The 19,115-nt window shown below is 68.7% G+C and carries 15 protein-coding genes; 3 read left to right on the forward strand and 12 right to left on the reverse strand.

The genetic code is table 11. The annotated features are described in order from the left end of the window. Nucleotides 1–14: 14 nt before the first annotated feature. The 8 genes from rplW to rpsL form a co-directional block, all read right to left on the reverse strand. Nucleotides 15–314: a 50S ribosomal protein L23 gene (rplW, locus tag LZG04_RS35570; protein ID WP_073885918.1), complete on the reverse strand. Its 300-nt coding sequence runs from the start codon at nucleotides 312–314 to the stop codon at nucleotides 15–17. Continuing rightward, entirely contained in the window at nucleotides 311–1,003 is a 693-nt protein-coding gene (gene rplD / locus LZG04_RS35575; protein ID WP_233825493.1) for a 50S ribosomal protein L4, read from the reverse strand. Before rplD ends, rplW begins: the two co-directional genes overlap by 4 nt. 2 nt (nucleotides 1,004–1,005) lie before the next feature. After that, nucleotides 1,006–1,656 (reverse strand): 50S ribosomal protein L3, encoded by a 651-nt coding sequence (gene rplC, locus LZG04_RS35580; RefSeq protein WP_233825495.1) that lies wholly within the window; start codon nucleotides 1,654–1,656, stop codon nucleotides 1,006–1,008. A gap of 52 nt (nucleotides 1,657–1,708) precedes the next feature. Continuing rightward, nucleotides 1,709–2,014 (reverse strand): 30S ribosomal protein S10, encoded by a 306-nt coding sequence (rpsJ, locus tag LZG04_RS35585; RefSeq protein ID WP_003938093.1) that lies wholly within the window; start codon nucleotides 2,012–2,014, stop codon nucleotides 1,709–1,711. A gap of 327 nt (nucleotides 2,015–2,341) precedes the next feature. Then, entirely contained in the window at nucleotides 2,342–3,535 is a 1,194-nt protein-coding gene (tuf, locus tag LZG04_RS35590; protein WP_233825497.1) for an elongation factor Tu, read from the reverse strand. 139 nt (nucleotides 3,536–3,674) lie between these two features. Continuing rightward, complete coding sequence (gene fusA / locus LZG04_RS35595; protein ID WP_233825499.1) at nucleotides 3,675–5,777, reverse strand: elongation factor G; 2,103 nt, start codon at nucleotides 5,775–5,777, stop codon at nucleotides 3,675–3,677. A gap of 93 nt (nucleotides 5,778–5,870) precedes the next feature. After that, nucleotides 5,871–6,341: a 30S ribosomal protein S7 gene (gene rpsG / locus LZG04_RS35600; RefSeq protein ID WP_073885923.1), complete on the reverse strand. Its 471-nt coding sequence runs from the start codon at nucleotides 6,339–6,341 to the stop codon at nucleotides 5,871–5,873. Next, nucleotides 6,341–6,715 carry a 30S ribosomal protein S12 gene (gene rpsL, locus LZG04_RS35605; RefSeq protein ID WP_030473471.1) on the reverse strand — a complete coding sequence of 125 codons (375 nt, stop codon included), beginning with the start codon at nucleotides 6,713–6,715 and terminating at the stop codon, nucleotides 6,341–6,343. The genes rpsG and rpsL overlap by 1 nt, the downstream gene beginning before the upstream one ends. Before the next feature lie 516 nt (nucleotides 6,716–7,231). Here rpsL and LZG04_RS35610 point away from each other — a divergent pair. From LZG04_RS35610 to LZG04_RS35620, 3 genes are all read left to right on the forward strand, one after another. Continuing rightward, nucleotides 7,232–8,101 (forward strand): aminoglycoside phosphotransferase family protein, encoded by an 870-nt coding sequence (locus tag LZG04_RS35610; RefSeq protein ID WP_233825501.1) that lies wholly within the window; start codon nucleotides 7,232–7,234, stop codon nucleotides 8,099–8,101. A 38-nt stretch (nucleotides 8,102–8,139) separates the two neighbouring features. Further along, nucleotides 8,140–8,424, forward strand: coding sequence for a zf-TFIIB domain-containing protein (locus LZG04_RS42810; RefSeq protein WP_308199638.1), 285 nt, complete (start codon nucleotides 8,140–8,142; stop codon nucleotides 8,422–8,424). A gap of 99 nt (nucleotides 8,425–8,523) precedes the next feature. After that, entirely contained in the window at nucleotides 8,524–8,964 is a 441-nt protein-coding gene (locus LZG04_RS35620) for a hypothetical protein (protein ID WP_233825503.1), read from the forward strand. A gap of 537 nt (nucleotides 8,965–9,501) precedes the next feature. Here the strand turns inward: LZG04_RS35620 and LZG04_RS35625 are convergent. From LZG04_RS35625 to LZG04_RS35640, 4 genes are all read right to left on the reverse strand, one after another. Further along, on the reverse strand, nucleotides 9,502–13,398 hold the full coding sequence (locus LZG04_RS35625; protein ID WP_233825505.1) for a DNA-directed RNA polymerase subunit beta': 3,897 nt from the start codon (nucleotides 13,396–13,398) through the stop codon (nucleotides 9,502–9,504). Between the two features lie 109 nt (nucleotides 13,399–13,507). Then, a complete protein-coding gene (gene rpoB / locus LZG04_RS35630; RefSeq protein WP_233825507.1) occupies nucleotides 13,508–16,990 on the reverse strand; it encodes a DNA-directed RNA polymerase subunit beta in 3,483 nt (1,160 codons plus the stop codon). Between the two features lie 469 nt (nucleotides 16,991–17,459). Next, nucleotides 17,460–18,590 carry a hypothetical protein gene (locus LZG04_RS35635; protein ID WP_233825509.1) on the reverse strand — a complete coding sequence of 377 codons (1,131 nt, stop codon included), beginning with the start codon at nucleotides 18,588–18,590 and terminating at the stop codon, nucleotides 17,460–17,462. Between the two features lie 9 nt (nucleotides 18,591–18,599). After that, on the reverse strand, nucleotides 18,600–19,112 hold the full coding sequence (locus LZG04_RS35640; RefSeq protein ID WP_233825511.1) for a nuclear transport factor 2 family protein: 513 nt from the start codon (nucleotides 19,110–19,112) through the stop codon (nucleotides 18,600–18,602). Nucleotides 19,113–19,115 lie beyond the last annotated feature (3 nt).

Raw genomic sequence — 19,115 nt, forward strand, 5'->3', positions numbered from 1 at the left:
AGTCCTCGTCGTCATCAGGCGGCCGGGCCGCCGAAGATCTCGATCGGCTTGCTCTCGGCGGACAGCGTCACGATGGCGCGCTTGGTGTCCTTGCGCTTGCCGTATCCCGTGCGGGTCCGCTTGCGCTTGCCCTGGCGGTTGATCGTGTTGACGCTGACGACCTTGACGCCGAAGACCTTCTCCACGGCAATCTTGATCTGGGTCTTGTTCGAGCCGGGAGCCACCACGAAGGTGTACTTGTTCTCCTCGAGCAGCCCGTAGGACTTCTCGGAGATGACCGGCGCGAGCAGGATGTCCCGGTGGTCGGGGATCACTTCGCGGCCTCCTCGTCGGCGTCGGACGACGTCGCGGTGGCCTCGGCGGAACCCTGCCCGTGCTGGGCCTTGCTCGCCAGGAACACGTCGAGCGCGTCCTTGGTGAACACCACGTCGTCGTTGACCAGCACGTCGTAGGTGTTGAGCTGGTCCGGCGCGATGATGTGCACGTGCGGCAGGTTGCGCAGGCTGACCCACGAAACCTCGTCGGTGCGCAGCAGCACGGCCAGCACGCGGCGGGCCTCGGTCACCGACTCCAGCACCTTGCGGGCCGACTTGGTCGACGGCGCGTCGCCCTCGACGAAGCCCGTCACCACGTGGACCTGGCCGGCACGCGCCCGGTCGGAGAGGGCGCCACGCAGGGCGGCGGCCTTCATCTTCTTGGGGGTGCGCTGGGTGTAGTCACGCGGCTGCGGGCCGTGGACCGTGCCACCGCCGGCGAACTGCGGCGCGCGGGTCGAGCCCTGGCGGGCGCGACCGGTGCCCTTCTGCCGGTACGGCTTCTTGCCACCGCCGCGGACGTCGCCGCGGGTCTTGGTGGCGTGCGTGCCCTGGCGGGCCGCGGCCAGCTGGGCCACGACGACCTGGTGCAGCAGCGACACGTTCGCCTGCGCGTCGAAGATCGCGGCGGGCAGCTCGACGGAGCCGTCGGACTGGCCGGCCGGGGTGCGGATCTCAACGGAAGTCATGATCAGGCACCACCCTTCGCAGCGGTCTTGATGAACACGGTGCCGCCCTTGGGGCCGGGCACGGCGCCCTTGATCAGCAGCAGGCCGGACTCGCCGTCCACGCGGTGCACCTTCAGGTTCTGGGTGGTCACCCGGACGTGGCCCATCCGACCGGCCATCCGCAGGCCCTTGAACACGCGGCCGGGCGTGGCGCAGCCGCCGATGGAGCCCGGGGAGCGGTGCTTGCGCTGCGTGCCGTGGCTCGCGCCGAGGCCGCGGAAGCCGTGGCGCTTCATGACACCCGCGGTGCCCTTGCCCTTGCTGGTGCCGACCACGTCGACCACCGCGCCGGCCTCGAAGACCTCGGCGGTGATTTCCTGGCCGACCGTGTACTCGGACGCGTCCGTGGTGCGCAGCTCCGCCAGGTGGCGGCGGGGCGTGACGCCCGCCTTGGCGTAGTGGCCCGCGACGGGCTTGTTGACCTTGCGCGGGTCGATCGCGCCGAAGGCCAGCTGCACGGCCGAGTAGCCGTCGTTCTCCTGGGTCCGAACCTGGGTGACCACGTTCGGCTCGGCCTTGACGACGGTCACCGGAACGATCCGGTTGTTCTCGTCGAAGACCTGAGTCATGCCGAGCTTGGTGCCCAGGAGGCCCTTAACCTGCCTGTCAGACATGGGTCTCGTTACTCTCCGCCCCAAATGGGATCAACACTGCCGCGTCCAACGCTTACTGGATGTTGACGTCGACGCTCGCCGGCAGGTCGATGCGCATGAGCGCGTCCACCGTCTTCGGCGTCGGGTCGAGGATGTCGATCAGACGCTTGTGCGTGCGCATCTCGAAGTGCTCGCGCGAGTCCTTGTACTTGTGCGGCGAGCGGATGACGCAGTAAACGTTCTTCTCAGTGGGCAGCGGCACAGGCCCGACGACCCGAGCGCCGGTGCGCGTCACGGTCTCGACGATCTTGCGCGCGGACGCGTCGATCGCCTCGTGGTCGTAGGCCTTGAGCCGGATGCGGATCTTCTGTCCCGCCATGATGGCTTGCCGTTCCTCTGCTTCTAGTACCGCTGCGGTGCGGGCACCTTGCACGAGGTCACGGGACCTCCGGCGCGCTCCGCCCCCTATTCAGGACTGACACCGAGCGGTGTCACGGTGCCCGGTCCACGCGGTCGGGCGTGTCGCGCCCCAACCCATAGACCGGTCCCACTGATGAAACCTGTGGGATTGTCTTGCTCGATCAAACCCCGCTCGTGGCGGGGCGGCCGAGTCCAGAACTCGAACCGGCCGCCCCGACGAGCAACCCGTCAATGGTCGCACACGAGGGTGCGCAGACCAAATCGGGGGGTGAGTTTTAGAGCCAGGTCACTTGAGGATCTTGGTGACCGAACCCGCGCCGACGGTGCGGCCACCCTCGCGGATGGCGAACCGCAGGCCCTCGTCCATGGCGATCGGCTGGATCAGCTTCACGGACATGGAGGTGGTGTCGCCCGGCATGACCATCTCGGTGCCCTCGGGGAGGGTCACGACGCCGGTCACGTCGGTGGTGCGGAAGTAGAACTGCGGGCGGTAGTTGTTGAAGAACGGCGTGTGGCGGCCGCCCTCGTCCTTGGACAGGATGTAGACCTGCGCCTCGAACTCGGTGTGCGGGGTCGTGGTGCCCGGCTTCACGATCACCATGCCGCGCTCCACCTCCTCGCGCTTGATGCCGCGCAGCAGCAGGGCGGCGTTGTCGCCCGCCTGGCCCTCGTCGAGGAACTTCTTGAACATCTCGATCGAGGTGACAGTCGTCTTGCGCGACTGCTCCTTGATGCCGACGATCTCGACTTCCTCGTTGACCTTGATGATGCCGCGCTCGATGCGGCCGGTCACCACGGTGCCACGACCGGTGATGGTGAACACATCCTCGACCGGCATCAGGAACGGCCGGTCGACCTCGCGCTCGGGCTCCGGGATGTTCTCGTCCACGGCGTCCATGAGGCCGATGAGCTTCTCGCCCCACTCGGCGTCGCCCTCCAGCGCCTTCAGCGCGGAGACGCGGACGACCGGCAGGTCGTCACCGGGGAACTCGTACTCGGAGAGCAGCTCGCGCACCTCGAGCTCGACGAGCTCCAGGATCTCCTCGTCGTCCACCATGTCGGCCTTGTTCAGCGCGACCACGATGTAGGGCACACCGACCTGGCGGGCCAGGAGGACGTGCTCCTTGGTCTGCGGCATCGGGCCGTCGGTCGCCGCGACCACCAGGATGGCGCCGTCCATCTGCGCCGCACCGGTGATCATGTTCTTGATGTAGTCGGCGTGACCGGGGCAGTCGACGTGCGCGTAGTGGCGCTTGTCGGTCTGGTACTCGATGTGCGCGATCGAGATCGTGATGCCGCGCTGCTTCTCCTCCGGCGCCTTGTCGATCTGGTCGAACGGCGTGAAGGGGTTCAGGTCCGGGTACTTGTCGTGCAGGACCTTGGAGATCGCAGCCGTCAGCGTCGTCTTACCGTGGTCGATGTGACCGATGGTGCCGATGTTGACGTGCGGCTTCGTCCGCTCGAACTTCGCCTTCGCCACTGGAATGTCCTCCTGGACTTCTATTGCTTAGCCCGGCGGGCGGGTTCCCACCCGCCGAGCTTCACGTCAGGGTCGGTTGTGCGGACCCCGGGGCATCCCCCCGGAGAGCCCGCGTGGTGCTGCGGTGCTCCGGTTGGGGTTACTCGCCCGTCGCCTTCGCGATGATCTCCTTCGCGACGTTCGCGGGAACCTCGGCGTAGGAGTCAAAGGTCATCGAGTAGTTCGCGCGACCCTGGGTCTTGGACCGCAGGTCGCCGACATACCCGAACATCTCCGACAGCGGGACCAGCGCCTTGACGACGCGGGTGCCGCTGCGCTCTTCCATGGCCTGGATCTGGCCACGGCGGGAGTTCAAGTCGCCGATCACGTCGCCCATGTACTCCTCGGGCGTGGTGACCTCGACCGCCATCAACGGCTCCAGGATCGCCGGGCTCGCCTGCCGCGCGGCTTCCTTGAGCGCCATGGAGCCCGCGATCTTGAACGCCATTTCCGACGAGTCGACCTCGTGGTAGGCGCCGTCGACCAGCGTCAGCTTGACGCCCACCAGCGGGTAGCCCGCCAGCACGCCGTACTGCATCGCGTCCTGCGCGCCCGCGTCCACGGACGGGATGTACTCCCGCGGGATGCGACCACCGGTGACCGCGTTGACGAACTCGTAGAGAGCGCCGTCCTCGTTCTTCTCCAGCGGCTCCAGGTCGATGAGGACCTTCGCGAACTGGCCGGAACCACCGGTCTGCTTCTTGTGGGTGTAGGAGTACTTCTCCACCTTGCGGCGGATCGTCTCCCGGTACGCCACCTGCGGCTTGCCGATGTTGGCCTCGACCTTGAACTCGCGGCGCATGCGGTCCACCAGGATGTCCAGGTGGAGCTCGCCCATGCCGGCGATGATCGTCTGGCCGGTCTCCTGGTCCAGGTTGACCCGGAACGTCGGGTCCTCCTCGGCCAGCTTCTGGATCGCGGTGCCCAGCTTCTCCTGGTCGGCCTTCGTCTTGGGCTCGATCGCCACCTGGATGACCGGCTCGGGGAAGGTCATCGACTCCAGCACGATGGGCGCCTGCGGGTCGCTCAGCGTCTCACCGGTGGTGGTGTCCTTCAGACCGATCACGGCGTAGATGTGACCGGCGATGGCCTCGTCGACCGGGTTCTCCTTGTTGGCGTGCATCTGGAAGATCTTCCCGATGCGCTCCTTGCGGTCCTTGGTCGAGTTGATGACCTGGGTGCCGGAGGCCACCCGACCCGAGTAGACCCGGATGTAGGTGAGCTTGCCGAAGAACGGGTGCACGGCGATCTTGAACGCGAGCGCGGAGAACGGCTCGGTGCTGTCGGCCTTGCGGAAGGCCGGCGTCTCGCCGTCCTGCAGCGTGCCCTCGACCGGCGGCAGGTCCAGCGGCGACGGCAGGTAGTCGATCACCGCGTCGAGCATGGGCTGCACGCCCTTGTTCTTGAACGCGGAGCCGCACAGCACCGGGTACGCGGTGCCCTCCGCGACGATCCTGCGGATGCCCGTCTTGATCTGCTCGACCGTGAGCTCCTCGCCACCGAGGTAGGACTCCATCAGGGCGTCGTCGGTCTCGGCGACGGCCTCGATGAGCTGCTCGCGGTACTCCTGCGCCCGCTCCAGGAGGTCCGCGGGGATCTCCTCGACGGTGTAGTCCTCGCCCTTCTGGACCTCGCCGCGCCAGGTCAGCGCGCGCATCTCGACCAGGTCGACGACGCCGATGAAGTCGCTCTCCGCGCCGATCGGGATCTGGATCGGCAGCGGCTTCGCGCCGAGGCGCTCGGAGATGGTGCGGATGGTGAAGTAGAAGTCCGCGCCGAGCTTGTCCATCTTGTTGACGAAGCAGATGCGCGGGACGTCGTACTTGGTCGCCTGGCGCCAGACCTGCTCGGACTGGGGCTCGACGCCCTCCTTGCCGTCGAACACGGCAACGGCGCCGTCGAGGACGCGGAGGTTGCGCTCCACCTCGACGGTGAAGTCGACGTGGCCCGGCGTGTCGATCAGGTTGATCTGGTGGTTCTTCCAGAAGCAGGTCGTCGCGGCCGACGTGATCGTGATGCCGCGCTCCTGCTCCTGCTCCATCCAGTCCATGACCGCGGCGCCGTCGTGGACCTCGCCGATCTTGTAGCTGATCCCGGTGTAGAACAGGATCCGCTCGGTCGTCGTGGTCTTGCCCGCGTCGATGTGGGCCATGATCCCGATGTTGCGGACCTTGGCCAGGTCGGTGAGCACGTCCTGTGCCACGGGTGTCTTCCCCTGTCTTGAGCTAGCTGGGTAGCAGGCTCACTAGGGCTGGGAGAGCCCCACCGGTCCTCGGGGAACCGGCGGGGCGTCACATCACCAGCGGTAGTGGGCGAAGGCCTTGTTGGACTCGGCCATCTTGTGCGTGTCCTCGCGGCGCTTGACGCTCGCGCCCAGGCCGTTGCTCGCGTCGAGCAGCTCGTTCATCAGGCGCTCGATCATGGTCTTCTCGCGGCGCTGCCGGGAGAAGGTGATCAGCCAGCGCAGCGCGAGCGTGGTGGAGCGGCCCGGCTTCACCTCGACCGGCACCTGGTAGGTGGCGCCACCGACGCGGCGGGACTTCACCTCGAGGGCGGGCTTGACGTTGTCGAGCGCGCGCTTGAGCGTGACGACCGGGTCCGTGCCGGTCTTCTCGCGGGCACCTTCGAGGGCGCCGTACACGATCCGCTCGGCCACGGAGCGCTTGCCGTCGACCAGCACCTTGTTGATGAGCTGGGTCACCAGCGGAGAGCTGTAGACCGGGTCGGAGATCAGCGGCCGCTTCGGGGCCGGTCCCTTGCGGGGCATCAGCTCTTCTCCTTCTTCGCGCCGTACCGGCTGCGAGCCTGCTTGCGGTTCTTCACGCCCTGCGTGTCGAGGGAACCGCGGATGATCTTGTAGCGGACACCGGGGAGGTCCTTCACACGACCGCCGCGCACGAGCACCATCGAGTGCTCCTGGAGGTTGTGGCCCTCACCGGGGATGTAAGCCGTGACCTCGATACCGCTCGTCAGCTTCACGCGGGCGACCTTGCGCAGAGCCGAGTTCGGCTTCTTGGGCGTGGTCGTGTAGACGCGGGTGCACACACCGCGCCGCTGCGGGCTGCCCTTGAGCGCCGCGGTCTTCTGCTTGGCGACCTTGTCCTGCCGGCCCTTGCGGACCAGCTGCTGGATCGTTGGCATACGCCGGCTGCTTCTTCCCTTTACGTGCCCGCCGCGTGGGCGACGAGCCCTGTTTACTTGGTCCCTCTCTGCACCCGAGGTCGGGCGTGTCGCCGCTCTCGGCACCGCCGAAAGTACGTGCACAGCGCCCCAGGTCCGCAGGCGACATCCCAGGATGCCCCTACGCGTGGAGGTCACCGCGGCCGGCTTTCCAGCACCACTGGCGCGTAGGCACGCGGAGCGGCCCGACATCGGTCGGGCACGAGTACCAAAGATACCCCGCCTGGTTCCCACGGGTCAAAACGGATCCACCACCGGGCCTGTTCGCGGGGGCGGCGCAGTGGTAGCCGGCCCACCGCAGGCAGTTTTGTGACCATTCTCGCAGCCGTCGCCCGGTCGGACCCCGCCGGCGGGGCACTGGAGCGACTCACCGGCCATCAGAACACAGACCGGCGGAACGCGCCGGTCGACGTGACCGCAATTTCACTCGATCGAGTAGTGCGCGGGGTCGGGCCCTGATCGGGTCACACTGGTCCGGTGAACTCCGATCTCATCGCGGGCATGGCGGCGCTGGTGGCCGCCGACGCCTCGCCCGAGGTGCTCGCGGTGCGCGGCGACGTCGTGGTGGTCCGGGTCGCCGACGTGGTGCTCAAGGCGCACGAGCCCGGCACGGACCCGACCCTGCTCGCCGCCCGGCTCCGGCTGGCCGCCGACCCCCGGCTGGGCGAGCTCCTGCTCGCGCCCCGGTCGGCGCCCGCGGTGGTGCTCGGCCGGGTCGTGACGGCGTGGCCGATGGGCACGCCGGTGCCGCAGGGCGAGCCCGAGGACCTGCCGATGGAGGCCGCCGGGCGGATGCTGGCCGCGTTGCACCGGTTCCGCGCGGCGGACTTCGCGCCGCCGGTGCCGCCGGCGGGCGCACGGTCGCGGATGGAACGGGCGGTGCGCGAGTTGACCGTGGACACGCCGGCTGCCGACCTGGTGCGACGGGCGTTCGCGACGTTGCCGGAGTTCGGCGAGGGGCCGCCGACGCTCATCCACGGCGACTGGCACCTGGGCCAGCTCGTGTGGCGCGACGGGTACCGGCTGATCGACGTGGACGACCTGGGCGTGGGCGACCCGGCGTGGGACCTGGCGCGGCCGGCCGCGCTGCACGCGGCGGGCGTGCTCGACCCGGTCGCCTGGGGACGGCTGCTCGGGGCCTACCTCGACGCCGGTGGCGCGGGCGTGCCGCGCGACGACCCGTGGTCGGTGCTGGACGGGCCGGCGCGCGCATTGGTCGTGCAGATGGCAGCGCGTGCGCTTTCCGCTGCGCAGCGCGACGGAACTCGGTTGAACGACGCGCAAGAAGCATTGATCGACGCTTGCGACCGGATCGTGTCGACACACGAACCCATTCGGCGCGGCTAATATCGAATCCATCGCGTCAAGAGCAGGAGGCTCACACGATGCAGTGTCCCAAGTGTCATGCGAACATGCGCACCTTCGACCGCATGGGCGTGCACATCGAGCAGTGCGATGGCTGCCGCGGGGTCTTCCTCGACTACGGCGAGCTCGAGGCCATCACCCGGCTCGAGCAGCAGATGGCCCCTCCGCCGCCCCCGCCGCCCGTCGCGCCTCCTGCGCAGGTGCACTACGTGCAGCAGCCGGCCCCGCAGCCGGGTTGGGGCTACGGCGGCCACTACGGCCACCGCAAGCACCGCGGCCTGGGCGGGTTGTTCTTCTCGTCCTGATCTTCACCCTTCGGTGGCCCCGCACCCCTCGGTGCGGGGCCACCGTTGCTACTACCGAAAAACCGGGCGATAATCGGTAGTGACCCGAGGAGGCCCGTCATGTCCGTCGCCACCGAGGCTGCGCAGATCCGCGACCTGTTCGACCAGATCGAGGAGATCGAAGAGGTCGCGTCGAGCTTGTCGGAGGACGACGAGCGGCGGCGCAAGCTGCACGGCGTGGTGGCGAAAGCCCTGCGCAAGGCCCCTCCGGTGCGGCCGGTCGTGGCCGGTGAGCTGCTGGACCTGACCGAGAAGACGGTCAAGGCGTGGGCGCGCGAGGGCGTGCTCGCGATCCACAGCCAGGAGCCCCGGATGCTGTTGGACGCCGTGCGGCTGCACGAGGTGCTGCACGTCGTGACGGAGTTGAGGCGCGCGGGCAAGAGCCGCGCGTTGTTGGACGAGGTGCACCGGCGGTTGAGCGACGCGGCCCTGCTCGACCGCGACGACCTCGCCACCAGCCTGGAGCAGATGCACCGCGGCGAAGGGCGCGTAGTTCGCTGATCACCGTCGTCGAAACGCCCGTCGCGGCCGTTCAGGCCGCCGGCCTGCGCGGTGCCGCCCGGGTCGCCTACGACCGGTTCCTGGACGAGCTGGCGCACAGCGGCTGCCTGGCCCTCGGCTACCGCGTCACCGGCCCCGAGCCCCTGCCCCGGCTGTGCGTCAAGCACCTGCGCGGTGCCGACCGCGTCGTCGTCGCCTTCCCCGCGCCGAGCACCGCGTGGATCCTGCTCGTCGGCCCGCACGACGACGACCCCGGCCGCGACCTCTACGAGACGCTGTACGAACTGGCCGGCGTCCGCCCGAAGCTGACCGAGAAGCGCACCAAGCCGCCGTGCTGCTCGGACGCCACTCCCCCGGTCGCGGACTCGGACCTGGTCGACGACCTGGTCGCCCGCGCCCGCTCCCTGGCCAAATCCCGCCGCCGCCCCACCTGACCCGCGTGTCGAGCGTTCACGCGGGACCTGGACGTTCGACACGCGGAAAGGGAAAGGCCCCCGGAGCGGGAGGCTCCGGGGGCCTTTCGGTCGACTGGCTGCGTCAGCGGTAGTCGCGGCCGAAGTCGTAGTCGTCCAGCGGGACCGCGGCACCGGTGCCCGTGCCGAAGACGTCCGGCGTGTAGTAGCCGTCGTCGTAGCTCGGGATGGCGTACGCCGCCGCACGCGCTTCCTCGGTCGGCTGCACCTGGATGTTCCGGTACCGGTTGATGCCGGTGCCGGCCGGGATCAGCTTGCCGATGATCACGTTCTCCTTCAGGCCGATGAGCTTGTCCGAACGCCCGTTGATGGCGGCGTCGGTCAGCACCCTCGTCGTCTCCTGGAAGGAGGCCGCCGACAGCCACGAGTCCGTGGCCAGCGACGCCTTCGTGATGCCCATCAGCACCGGACGGCCGGCGGCGGGCTCGCCACCCTCCGCCACCACGGCCCGGTTGCCCGACTCGAACTCCGCGCGCTCGACCAGCGAGCCCGGCAGGAACTCGGTCGCACCCGAGTCGATGATCGTCACCCGGCGCAGCATCTGCCGGACGATGACCTCGATGTGCTTGTCGTGGATCGCCACACCCTGGGCCCGGTAGACCTTCTGGACCTCCTGCACCAGGTGCAGCTGGGCCTCGCGGGGACCCATCACGCGCAGCACCTCGTGCGGGTCGGGCGTGCCCTCCAGCAGCTGCTGGCCCACGTGCACGTGGTCGCCGTCCTGCAGCGGACCGGTGGCCGTGTTGGCCAGTCGCTGGCGCTTCGACAGCTTCTCGAAGACGATCTCCTCGGACCCGTCGTCCGGGATGAGGGTGATCTTCCAGAACCGGTCGCCGTCCTCGATGCGCACCCGGCCGTCGACGTCCGCGATGGGCGCCTTGCCCTTCGGCACGCGAGCCTCGAACAGCTCCTGCACACGCGGCAGACCGGTGGTGATGTCGTCACCGGCCACACCACCCTGGTGGAACGTGCGCATGGTCAGCTGCGTGCCGGGCTCACCGATGGACTGCGCGGCGACGATGCCGACGGCCTCGCCGACGTCGACCAGCTTGCCGGTCGCCATCGAACGGCCGTAGCAGGACGCGCACACGCCGACCGCGGACTCGCAGGTCAGCACGGACCGCACCTTGACCCTGGTCACGCCCGCCTCGACGAGCGTCGCCAGCGCCGGGTCGCCCAGGTCGTCACCGCGGTTGAGCACGATGTTGCCATCGGCGTCGGTGATGTCCTCGGCGATGGTCCGCGCGTACACGCTGGTCTGCGCGAACTCGTGCAGCACGACCTTGTCGCCCTGCCGCTCGCCGACCGTCATGTTCACGCCGCGGCTGGTGCCGCAGTCGACCTCGCGGATGATGACGTCCTGCGAGACGTCCACCAGACGACGGGTCAGGTAACCCGAGTCGGCGGTGCGCAGCGCGGTGTCGGCCAGACCCTTGCGGGCGCCGTGCGTGGCGATGAAGTACTCCAGCACCGACAAGCCCTCGCGGAACGAGTTCTTGATCGGCCGCGGGATGTACTCGCCCTTCGGGTTGGTCACCAGACCACGCATGCCGGCCAGCGACCGGACCTGGGTCATGTTGCCCGCCGCGCCGGACTTCACGATCATGCGGATCGAGTTGTCCTCGGGGAAGTTGGCCTCCATGACCTCGGCGACCTCTTCGGTGGCCTTGGTCCACACCTTCACGAGCTCGTTGTTGCGCTCGGTGTAGGAGAGCTGACCGCGCTGGTAGCGCTTCTCCACCGCGTCCGCGAGCTTCTCGTACTCGTCCAGGATGCCCTGCTTGGCCTCCGGCACGAGCACGTCGGAGATCGCGACCGTGACGCCCGACCGGGTGGCCCAGTAGAAACCGGCGTCCTTCAGCTTGTCCAGCGTCCGGGCGACGGTGACCATCGGGTACCGCTCGGCGAGGTCGTTGATGATCGTCGCCTGCCGCTTCTTCGGCATGACCTCGTTGATGAACGGGTAGTCCTGCGGCAGGACCTCGTTGAACAGCACGCGACCCAGGGTGGTCTCGGCCAGCCACGGCTGACCGGGCTCCCAGCCCTCCGGCTCCTGGCCCTTCGGCGGGTTCTTGTCCGTGATCCGGATCTTGACCATCGCCTGGAGGCCGAGCACCTTGCGGTCGAACGCCATCAGCGCCTCGGCGGGCGAGGAGTACGCCTGGCCCTCGCCGAGGTCGTTCTCCTTGTGCCGGGTCAGGTGGTACAGGCCGGTCACCATGTCCAGGCGCGGCATGGCCAGCGGCTTGCCCGACGCGGGCGAGAGGATGTTGTTCGACGACAGCATCAGCACGCGCGCCTCGGCCTGCGCCTCGGCGGACAGCGGCAGGTGGACCGCCATCTGGTCACCGTCGAAGTCGGCGTTGAACGCCTCACAGACCAGCGGGTGCAGCTGGATGGCCTTGCCCTCGACCAGCTGCGGCTCGAAGGCCTGGATGCCCAGCCGGTGCAGCGTGGGCGCGCGGTTGAGCAGCACGGGGTGCTCGGTGATGACCTCTTCGAGCACGTCCCACACGGCGGGGCGCGCGCGCTCCACCATCCGCTTGGCGGACTTGATGTTCTGCGCGTGGTTGAGGTCGACCAGCCGCTTCATCACGAACGGCTTGAACAGCTCCAGCGCCATCTGCTTGGGCAGGCCGCACTGGTGCAGCTTCAGCTGCGGGCCGACCACGATGACCGAACGGCCCGAGTAGTCGACGCGCTTGCCGAGCAGGTTCTGGCGGAACCGGCCCTGCTTGCCCTTGAGCAGGTCGGACAGCGACTTGAGCGGCCGGTTGCCCGGACCCGTCACCGGCCGGCCGCGGCGGCCGTTGTCGAACAGCGCGTCGACGGCCTCCTGCAGCATCCGCTTCTCGTTGTTGACGATGATCTCGGGCGCGCCGAGGTCGATCAGCCTCTTGAGGCGGTTGTTGCGGTTGATGACGCGGCGGTACAGGTCGTTCAGGTCGGACGTGGCGAAGCGGCCACCGTCGAGCTGCACCATCGGGCGCAGGTCCGGCGGGATGACCGGGACGCAGTCCAGCACCATGCCCTGCGGGTTGTTGCGGGTCGCCTGGAAGGCGGCCACGACCTTGAGCCGCTTGAGGGCGCGCAGCTTCTTCTGGCCCTTGCCGCTGCGGATGGTCTCCCGCAGCACGTCGGCCTCGGCGTCGACGTCGTAGTCACCCAGCAGCTTCTGGATGGCCTCCGCGCCCATGGCACCGGTGAAGTAGTCGCCGTAGCGGTCGTACAGCTCGCGGTAGAGCAGCTCGTCCGCGATCAGCTGGGCGCGCTCGAGCTTGGTGAAGGTGGACCAGATCTCGTCGAGCCGGTCCAGCTCGCGCTGGGCCCGGTCGCGGAGCTGGCGCATCTCGCGCTCGCCGCCCTCCTTGACCTTGCGGCGGACGTCGGACTTGGCGCCCTCCGCCTCCAGCTCGGCCAGGTCGGCTTCCAGCTTCTGCGCGCGGGCCTCGACGTCGGCGTCACGCCGGTTCTCGACGCGCTTGCGCTCGACCTGCATCTCGTTCTCGAGCGTGGGCAGGTCGTTGTGGCGCAGCTCGGTGTTCACGCCCACGATGACGTAGGCCGCGAAGTAGATGATCTTCTCGAGGTCCTTGGGTGCCAGGTCGAGCAGGTAGCCCAACCGGCTGGGGACGCCCTTGAAGTACCAGATGTGCGTGACGGGCGCGGCCAGTTCGATGTGGCCCATCCGCTCGCGGCGCACCTTGGCGCGGGTCACCTCGACGCCGCAGCGCTCGCAGATGATGCCCTTGAAGCGGACGCGCTTGTACTTGCCGCAGTAGCACTCCCAGTCCCGGGTGGGACCGAAGATCTTCTCGCAGAACAAGCCGTCCTTCTCCGGCTTGAGCGTGCGGTAGTTGATGGTCTCGGGCTTCTTGACCTCGCCGTAGGACCACTGGCGGATGTCGTCCGCGGTCGCGAGACCGATGCGAAGCTCATCGAAGAAGTTGACGTCGAGCACGTCTACTCTCTTCCCCTTTTTGGTTCGGTGCTGCTTGGGGTGCTGGTGGCTGGGTCACCGGGGCCGCCCCCCGACTGGCGGGGGGCGCACCCCCGGTGACCGGCGAGCGTCAGTTGACGACGTCGTCCACGGACGGCGACTCGGACCTCGACAGGTTGATGCCGAGGTTCGCGGCCGCGCGTTCGAGGTCCTCGTCGTCGCCGTCGCGCATCTCGATCGCGGCGCCGTCCGAAGACAGCACCTCGACGTTGAGGCACAGCGACTGCAGCTCCTTGAGCAGCACCTTGAAGGACTCCGGGATGCCCGGTTCCGGGATGTTCTCGCCCTTGACGATGGCCTCGTAGACCTTCACGCGGCCGAGCACGTCGTCGGACTTGATCGTGAGCAGTTCCTGGAGCGTGTACGCGGCGCCGTACGCCTGCATCGCCCAGCACTCCATCTCACCGAACCGCTGGCCACCGAACTGCGCCTTACCACCCAGCGGCTGCTGCGTGATCATCGAGTACGGGCCGGTGGAACGGGCGTGGATCTTGTCGTCCACCAGGTGCAGCAGCTTCAGGATGTACATGTAGCCGACCGACACGGGGAAGGGGTACGGCTCGCCGCTGCGCCCGTCGAGGAGCACCGCCTTGCCGTTCTCCTTGACCATGCGCTCGCCGTCGCGGTTCGGGATCGTCGAGCCGAGCAGGCCCGTGATCTCGTCCTCGCGCGCGCCGTCGAAGACCGGCGTGGCCGTCTTCGTGCCCGGCTCCACGTGGTAGAGCTCCTCGGGCAGGTTCTTCGCCCAGTCCGGGTCGCCGTTGATGCTCCAGCCCTGCTTGGCGATCCACCCGAGGTGGGTCTCCAACACCTGGCCGATGTTCATACGGCGCGGCACGCCGTGCGTGTTCAGCACGATGTCGACCGGGGTGCCGTCCTCGAGGAACGGCATGTCCTCGACCGGCAGGATCTTGCCGATGACGCCCTTGTTGCCGTGGCGGCCGGCGAGCTTGTCGCCGTCCTGGATCTTGCGCTTCTGGGCCACGTAGACGCGGACCAGCTCGTTCACGCCGGGGGGCAGCTCGTCGTCGTCCTCGCGGCTGAACACGCGGATGCCGATGACCTTGCCGTACTCGCCGTGGGGCACCTTCAGCGACGTGTCGCGCACCTCGCGCGCCTTCTCGCCGAAGATCGCGCGCAGCAGGCGCTCCTCCGGGGTCAGCTCGGTCTCGCCCTTGGGCGTGACCTTGCCGACCAGGATGTCGCCGGGCTGGACCTCGGCGCCGATGCGGATGATGCCGCGCTCGTCGAGGTCGGCCAGGACCTCCTCGGAGACGTTCGGGATGTCCCGGGTGATCTCCTCGGCGCCCAGCTTGGTGTCCCGCGCGTCGATCTCGTGCTCCTCGATGTGGATCGAGGTCAGGACGTCGTCCTGCACGAGGCGCTGCGACAGGATGATCGCGTCCTCGTAGTTGTGGCCCTCCCACGGCATGATCGCGACGAGCAGGTTCTTGCCCAGCGCCATCTCGCCGTTCTCGGTGCACGGGCCGTCGGCCAGGACCTGGCCCTCCTGCACCCGGTCGCCCTCGTTCACGATGGGCTTCTGGTTGATGCAGGTGCCCTGATTGGACCGGCGGAACTTGTGCAGGCCGTAGGTCTGCCGCGAGCCGTCGTCGGCCATGACCGTGACGTAGTCGGCGGAGATCTCCTCGACCACACCGGTCTTCTTGGCCACCACGACGTCACCGGCGTCGACCGCGGCGCGCAGCTCCATGCCGGTGCCGACCAGCGGGGACTCGCTGCGCAGCAGCGGCACCGCCTGGCGCTGCATGTTCGCGCCCATCAGGGCGCGGTTCGCGTCGTCGTGCTCGAGGAACGGGATCATCGCGGTCGCGGCCGACACCATCTGCCGCGGCGAGACGTCCATGTAGTCCACGTCGGACGGGTCGATCATCTCGACCTCGCCGCCCTTCTTGCGGACCAGCACCTTCTCCTCGAGGAAGTTGCCGTCCTCGTCGATCTTGGCGTTGGCCTGGGCCTTGACGTAGCGGTCCTCTTCGTCGGCCGTCAGGTAGTCGATCTGGTCGGTGACCCGGCCGTCGACGACCTTGCGGTACGGCGTCTCGATGAAGCCGAACGGGTTGACCCGCCCGTAGGAGGACAGCGAGCCGATCAGGCCGATGTTCGGGCCTTCCGGCGTCTCGATCGGGCACATGCGGCCGTAGTGCGACGGGTGGACGTCGCGGACCTCCATGCCGGCGCGCTCACGCGACAGACCACCCGGGCCCAGCGCCGACAGGCGGCGCTTGTGGGTCAGGCCCGCGAGCGGGTTGGTCTGGTCCATGAACTGCGACAGCTGGGACGTGCCGAAGAACTCCTTGATCGCCGCCACCACCGGGCGGATGTTGATCAGGGTCTGCGGCGTGATGGCCTCGACGTCCTGGGTCGTCATGCGCTCGCGGACGACGCGCTCCATGCGGGACAGGCCGACCCGGATCTGGTTCTGGATCAGCTCGCCGACGGTGCGCAGGCGGCGGTTGCCGAAGTGGTCGATGTCGTCGACCTCGACGGGCACCTCGACGTCGCCGGGCTTCATCGTCGTCTCACCCGCGTGCAGGCGCACGAGGTACTCGATCGTGGTGACGATGTCGTCCTCGGTCAGCACGCCCGTGGTGATCGGGGTGCTCAGGCCCAGCTTCTTGTTGACCTTGTACCGGCCGACCTTCGCCAGGTCGTAGCGCTTGTCCTTGAAGAACAGGTTCTCCAGCAGCGCCTGCGCGGACTCCTTCGTCGGCGGCTCGCCCGGACGCAGCTTGCGGTAGATGTCGAGCAACGCCTCGTCGGTGCCCGCGGTGTGGTCCTTCTCCAGCGTCGTCAGCAGCGTCTCGCTGAAGGAGAAGCGCTCGCGGATCTGCTCGGTGGTCCAACCCAGCGCCTTCAGCAGCACGGTCACCGGCTGACGGCGCTTGCGGTCGATCCGGACGCCGACCGTGTCGCGCTTGTCGACGTCGAACTCCAGCCAGGCACCCCGGGACGGGATGATCTTGACGCTGAAGACGTCCTTGTCGGTCGTCTTGTCGATCGCGGTGTCGTAGTAGACACCCGGCGAGCGGACGAGCTGGGAGACCACGACCCGCTCGGTGCCGTTGATGATGAACGTGCCCTTGTCGGTCATCATCGGGAAGTCACCCATGAACACCGTCTGGCTCTTGATCTCGCCCGTGGTGTGGTTGGTGAACTCCGCCGTGACGAACAACGGGGCGGCGTACGTCATGTCCTTGTCCTTGCACTCCTCGGTCGAGGCCTTGACCTCGTCGAAGCGCGGGTCGGAGAAGGAGAGCGACATCGAGCCGGAGAAGTCCTCGATCGGGGAGATCTCGTTCAAGACCTCCTCGAGGCCGCCCGTCGGCGCCTCGTCACCTTCGTCGACGCGGCGCTGGAACCACGCCTCGTCGCCGGTGAGCCATTCGAACGACTGGATCTGCAGGTCGAGCAGGTTGGGCGTCTGAAGCGGTTCGTGGATCTTCGCGAAAGAGACTCGCTTCGGCGCTCCGGGAATCCCCGACGTGGAGTTGGTCGCAGCAGTGGCCTTGGTCGCGCGAGAGATCGCCAAGATGCGTCCTTCCAGGGACAGGTAGCTGGCTAGTCAGCGGAACTAGCACGGCTGTCAAGGGTGCGGCGATGCCCGGCAATCCAGCTCTCGGCGAAGGGCAAACGGAAAGAGGGCAGCGCAAAGGAGCAGTCTAGCCACGCGCGCGGCAACTGTCGAGAGGCACCTGGAAGGACCTTTCTCGTGCTCACCGACAGAGTGACCCGGCCAACGCCCACAGTCAAGATGCCACGCGGCGATCACTCCACTGGCGCAAGGCGCGATAACGCGGAGTTACCGCTGTGACCTGCGAAAATACATGGACGTGAGCTTGCGTGAACCTTTGGCGGGTGTCGCGACCCCGAAGGGAGATGCCGACGGCCCCGTTCGGTCACCGGCCGAAAATGTGGTGCAGATCACGTTGTGCTGAGGCTTAGAACCGGGTTCGGAGTCCTCAGTGGACGCCCGTCGGGGCCGCACGGCCGCCGGCGGGTCAGCACTTGGCGGTCTCGGCCGCCTGGTCGCCGGTCTGGCCGAACATCTCCATGTTGTCGACCTTCCACCGGCCGTCGACCCGCTGCGCGCCGACCCGCATCATCGCGATCCCGCCGCCGCTCTGGTTGTCGGTCGTGCGGGTGGTGACCTGGTCGAGGAAGAGCAGCACGGTGGCGCGGTCGCCGTCGAGCGCCGTGACACCGCTGGACACGGCCTTCACCGTGACCACCAGCTTCTGCTCCGGGGCGAGCGTGCGCACCGGGCCGAAGATCGCGTTGTACTGGCACTTGGCCTTGCCGACCAGCAGCTCGTTGGCGGCCTTCTCGGTGGTGGAGACGTCGGCGTAGTTGTAGGAGAACGCCTTCTCGACCGCCTCGCGCGCCTGGCCCGCGACCTCGGTCGTGCCGGCGCTGTCCACCAGGGCCTCGTTGTAGGCGACCTGGCCCGCCCGGCTCTGGAACCACGCGCCGAGCCCGACCAGCAGGGCGGCCAACACGACCAGCGCGATCGGCAGGACCAGGCCGGGCCCGGTCCGGTCGTCGGTGTGCCGGTCGGCCCAGTCGTCGGCCTCGGACTTCGCGTGCTCGGGCTGGGGGTCGGCCAGGACGCCGGCCGCGACGGCCTCACCCGTGCGCTTGCGGCGGCCCGTGGGGCGGGGCCGGGTGTCGGGGGTCTCGTCCTCGGGCTCGGTGTCCTCGCGCGGCTCGATCAGGCCCGTGACCTCGGTCGAGCGGGTGATGTCGCGGTCGCTGGGCAGGGTGTCGGAGTCGAGGTGGGCGGGCTCGGCGGCCCGGCGGCCAGTGGTGCGACCCCCGACGGACGTGTCGGTGGCCGGTTCGGCGTGCGTGCCGGCACCCGGACGGGCAGCGGTCTGACCTGCGACGGCCGCGTCAGCGGTCGGGTCGGTGGCGAGGCCGTCGGCGGGCGAGCCGGTGGGTTCGGTGGCCGGGGCCGGGCGTTCGTCGCGTGAGGTCGCCGGGTCGTTCTCGGGCCGCGCGCCCCCGGCGGCCCGGGTGTCCTCGACCGGCGTGGGTGGCGGGTCGGTGCGCTTGCGCAGGCCGGCGACGCGGGGCCGGGTGGTCGGCGGGGTCGGGACCGGGCGGCGGCGGGACGGTGGCACGGACGTCATCTCCTCGGGTCACGCGCCGCCGGCCGCGACCGGCCCCAGCGCGCTGAGCTTCCAACCGCCATCGGTGCGGGTCAGGTCCGTCTGGTACCGGTTGACCTTCTTCACCGCCTGCCCGCCCTCCGGCGTGACCGTGGTCTCCACGACCGCGATCAGGTGCGCCTTGCCGGCCCGCGCGTCGAGCTCGGTGACGGCCGCGTCCAGCACCCGGCTCACGGTCACCGTCTTGGCGTCCTCGATCTGCTTCTTGCGCTTGTCCCGGCCGTCCTCGATCTCGGCGCGCAGCTCACCGGTGGACGACTCCAGCCACCGGTCCAGGTCGGCGTCGACCTTCTTGTAGTCGAGCGTGGTGAAGTTGGCGATCCCGACCTGCCCGACCCGCAGCACCTCGTCGCGCTCCCGCGAGAACGCCACCGAGTCGTTGGACGAGGCGCTCCACCACGACACCCCGGACCACACCGCGTACCCGGCGGCCAGCACCGCGAGCACGGCCGCGACCGGCAGCGCCCAACGTCGAACGTCCATCCG

Origin of the sequence: Saccharothrix sp. S26, from assembly GCF_021390395.1 — a bacterium.
Classification (GTDB): Bacteria; Actinomycetota; Actinomycetes; order Mycobacteriales; family Pseudonocardiaceae; genus Actinosynnema.

Bases quoted from the DNA above. Each gene is read 5' to 3' on its own strand.
- rplD (WP_233825493.1), bottom strand. From the start codon at position 1,003: ATGACTTCCGTTGAGATCCGCACCCCGGCCGGCCAGTCCGACGGCTCC.
- rplC (WP_233825495.1), bottom strand. From the start codon at position 1,656: ATGTCTGACAGGCAGGTTAAGGGCCTCCTGGGCACCAAGCTCGGCATG.
- rpsJ (WP_003938093.1), bottom strand. From the start codon at position 2,014: ATGGCGGGACAGAAGATCCGCATCCGGCTCAAGGCCTACGACCACGAG.
- rpsG (WP_073885923.1), bottom strand. From the start codon at position 6,341: ATGCCCCGCAAGGGACCGGCCCCGAAGCGGCCGCTGATCTCCGACCCG.
- rpsL (WP_030473471.1), bottom strand. From the start codon at position 6,715: ATGCCAACGATCCAGCAGCTGGTCCGCAAGGGCCGGCAGGACAAGGTC.
- LZG04_RS42810 (WP_308199638.1), top strand. From the start codon at position 8,140: ATGCAGTGTCCCAAGTGTCATGCGAACATGCGCACCTTCGACCGCATG.
- LZG04_RS35620 (WP_233825503.1), top strand. From the start codon at position 8,524: ATGTCCGTCGCCACCGAGGCTGCGCAGATCCGCGACCTGTTCGACCAG.
- LZG04_RS35635 (WP_233825509.1), bottom strand. From the start codon at position 18,590: ATGACGTCCGTGCCACCGTCCCGCCGCCGCCCGGTCCCGACCCCGCCG.
- LZG04_RS35640 (WP_233825511.1), bottom strand. From the start codon at position 19,112: ATGGACGTTCGACGTTGGGCGCTGCCGGTCGCGGCCGTGCTCGCGGTG.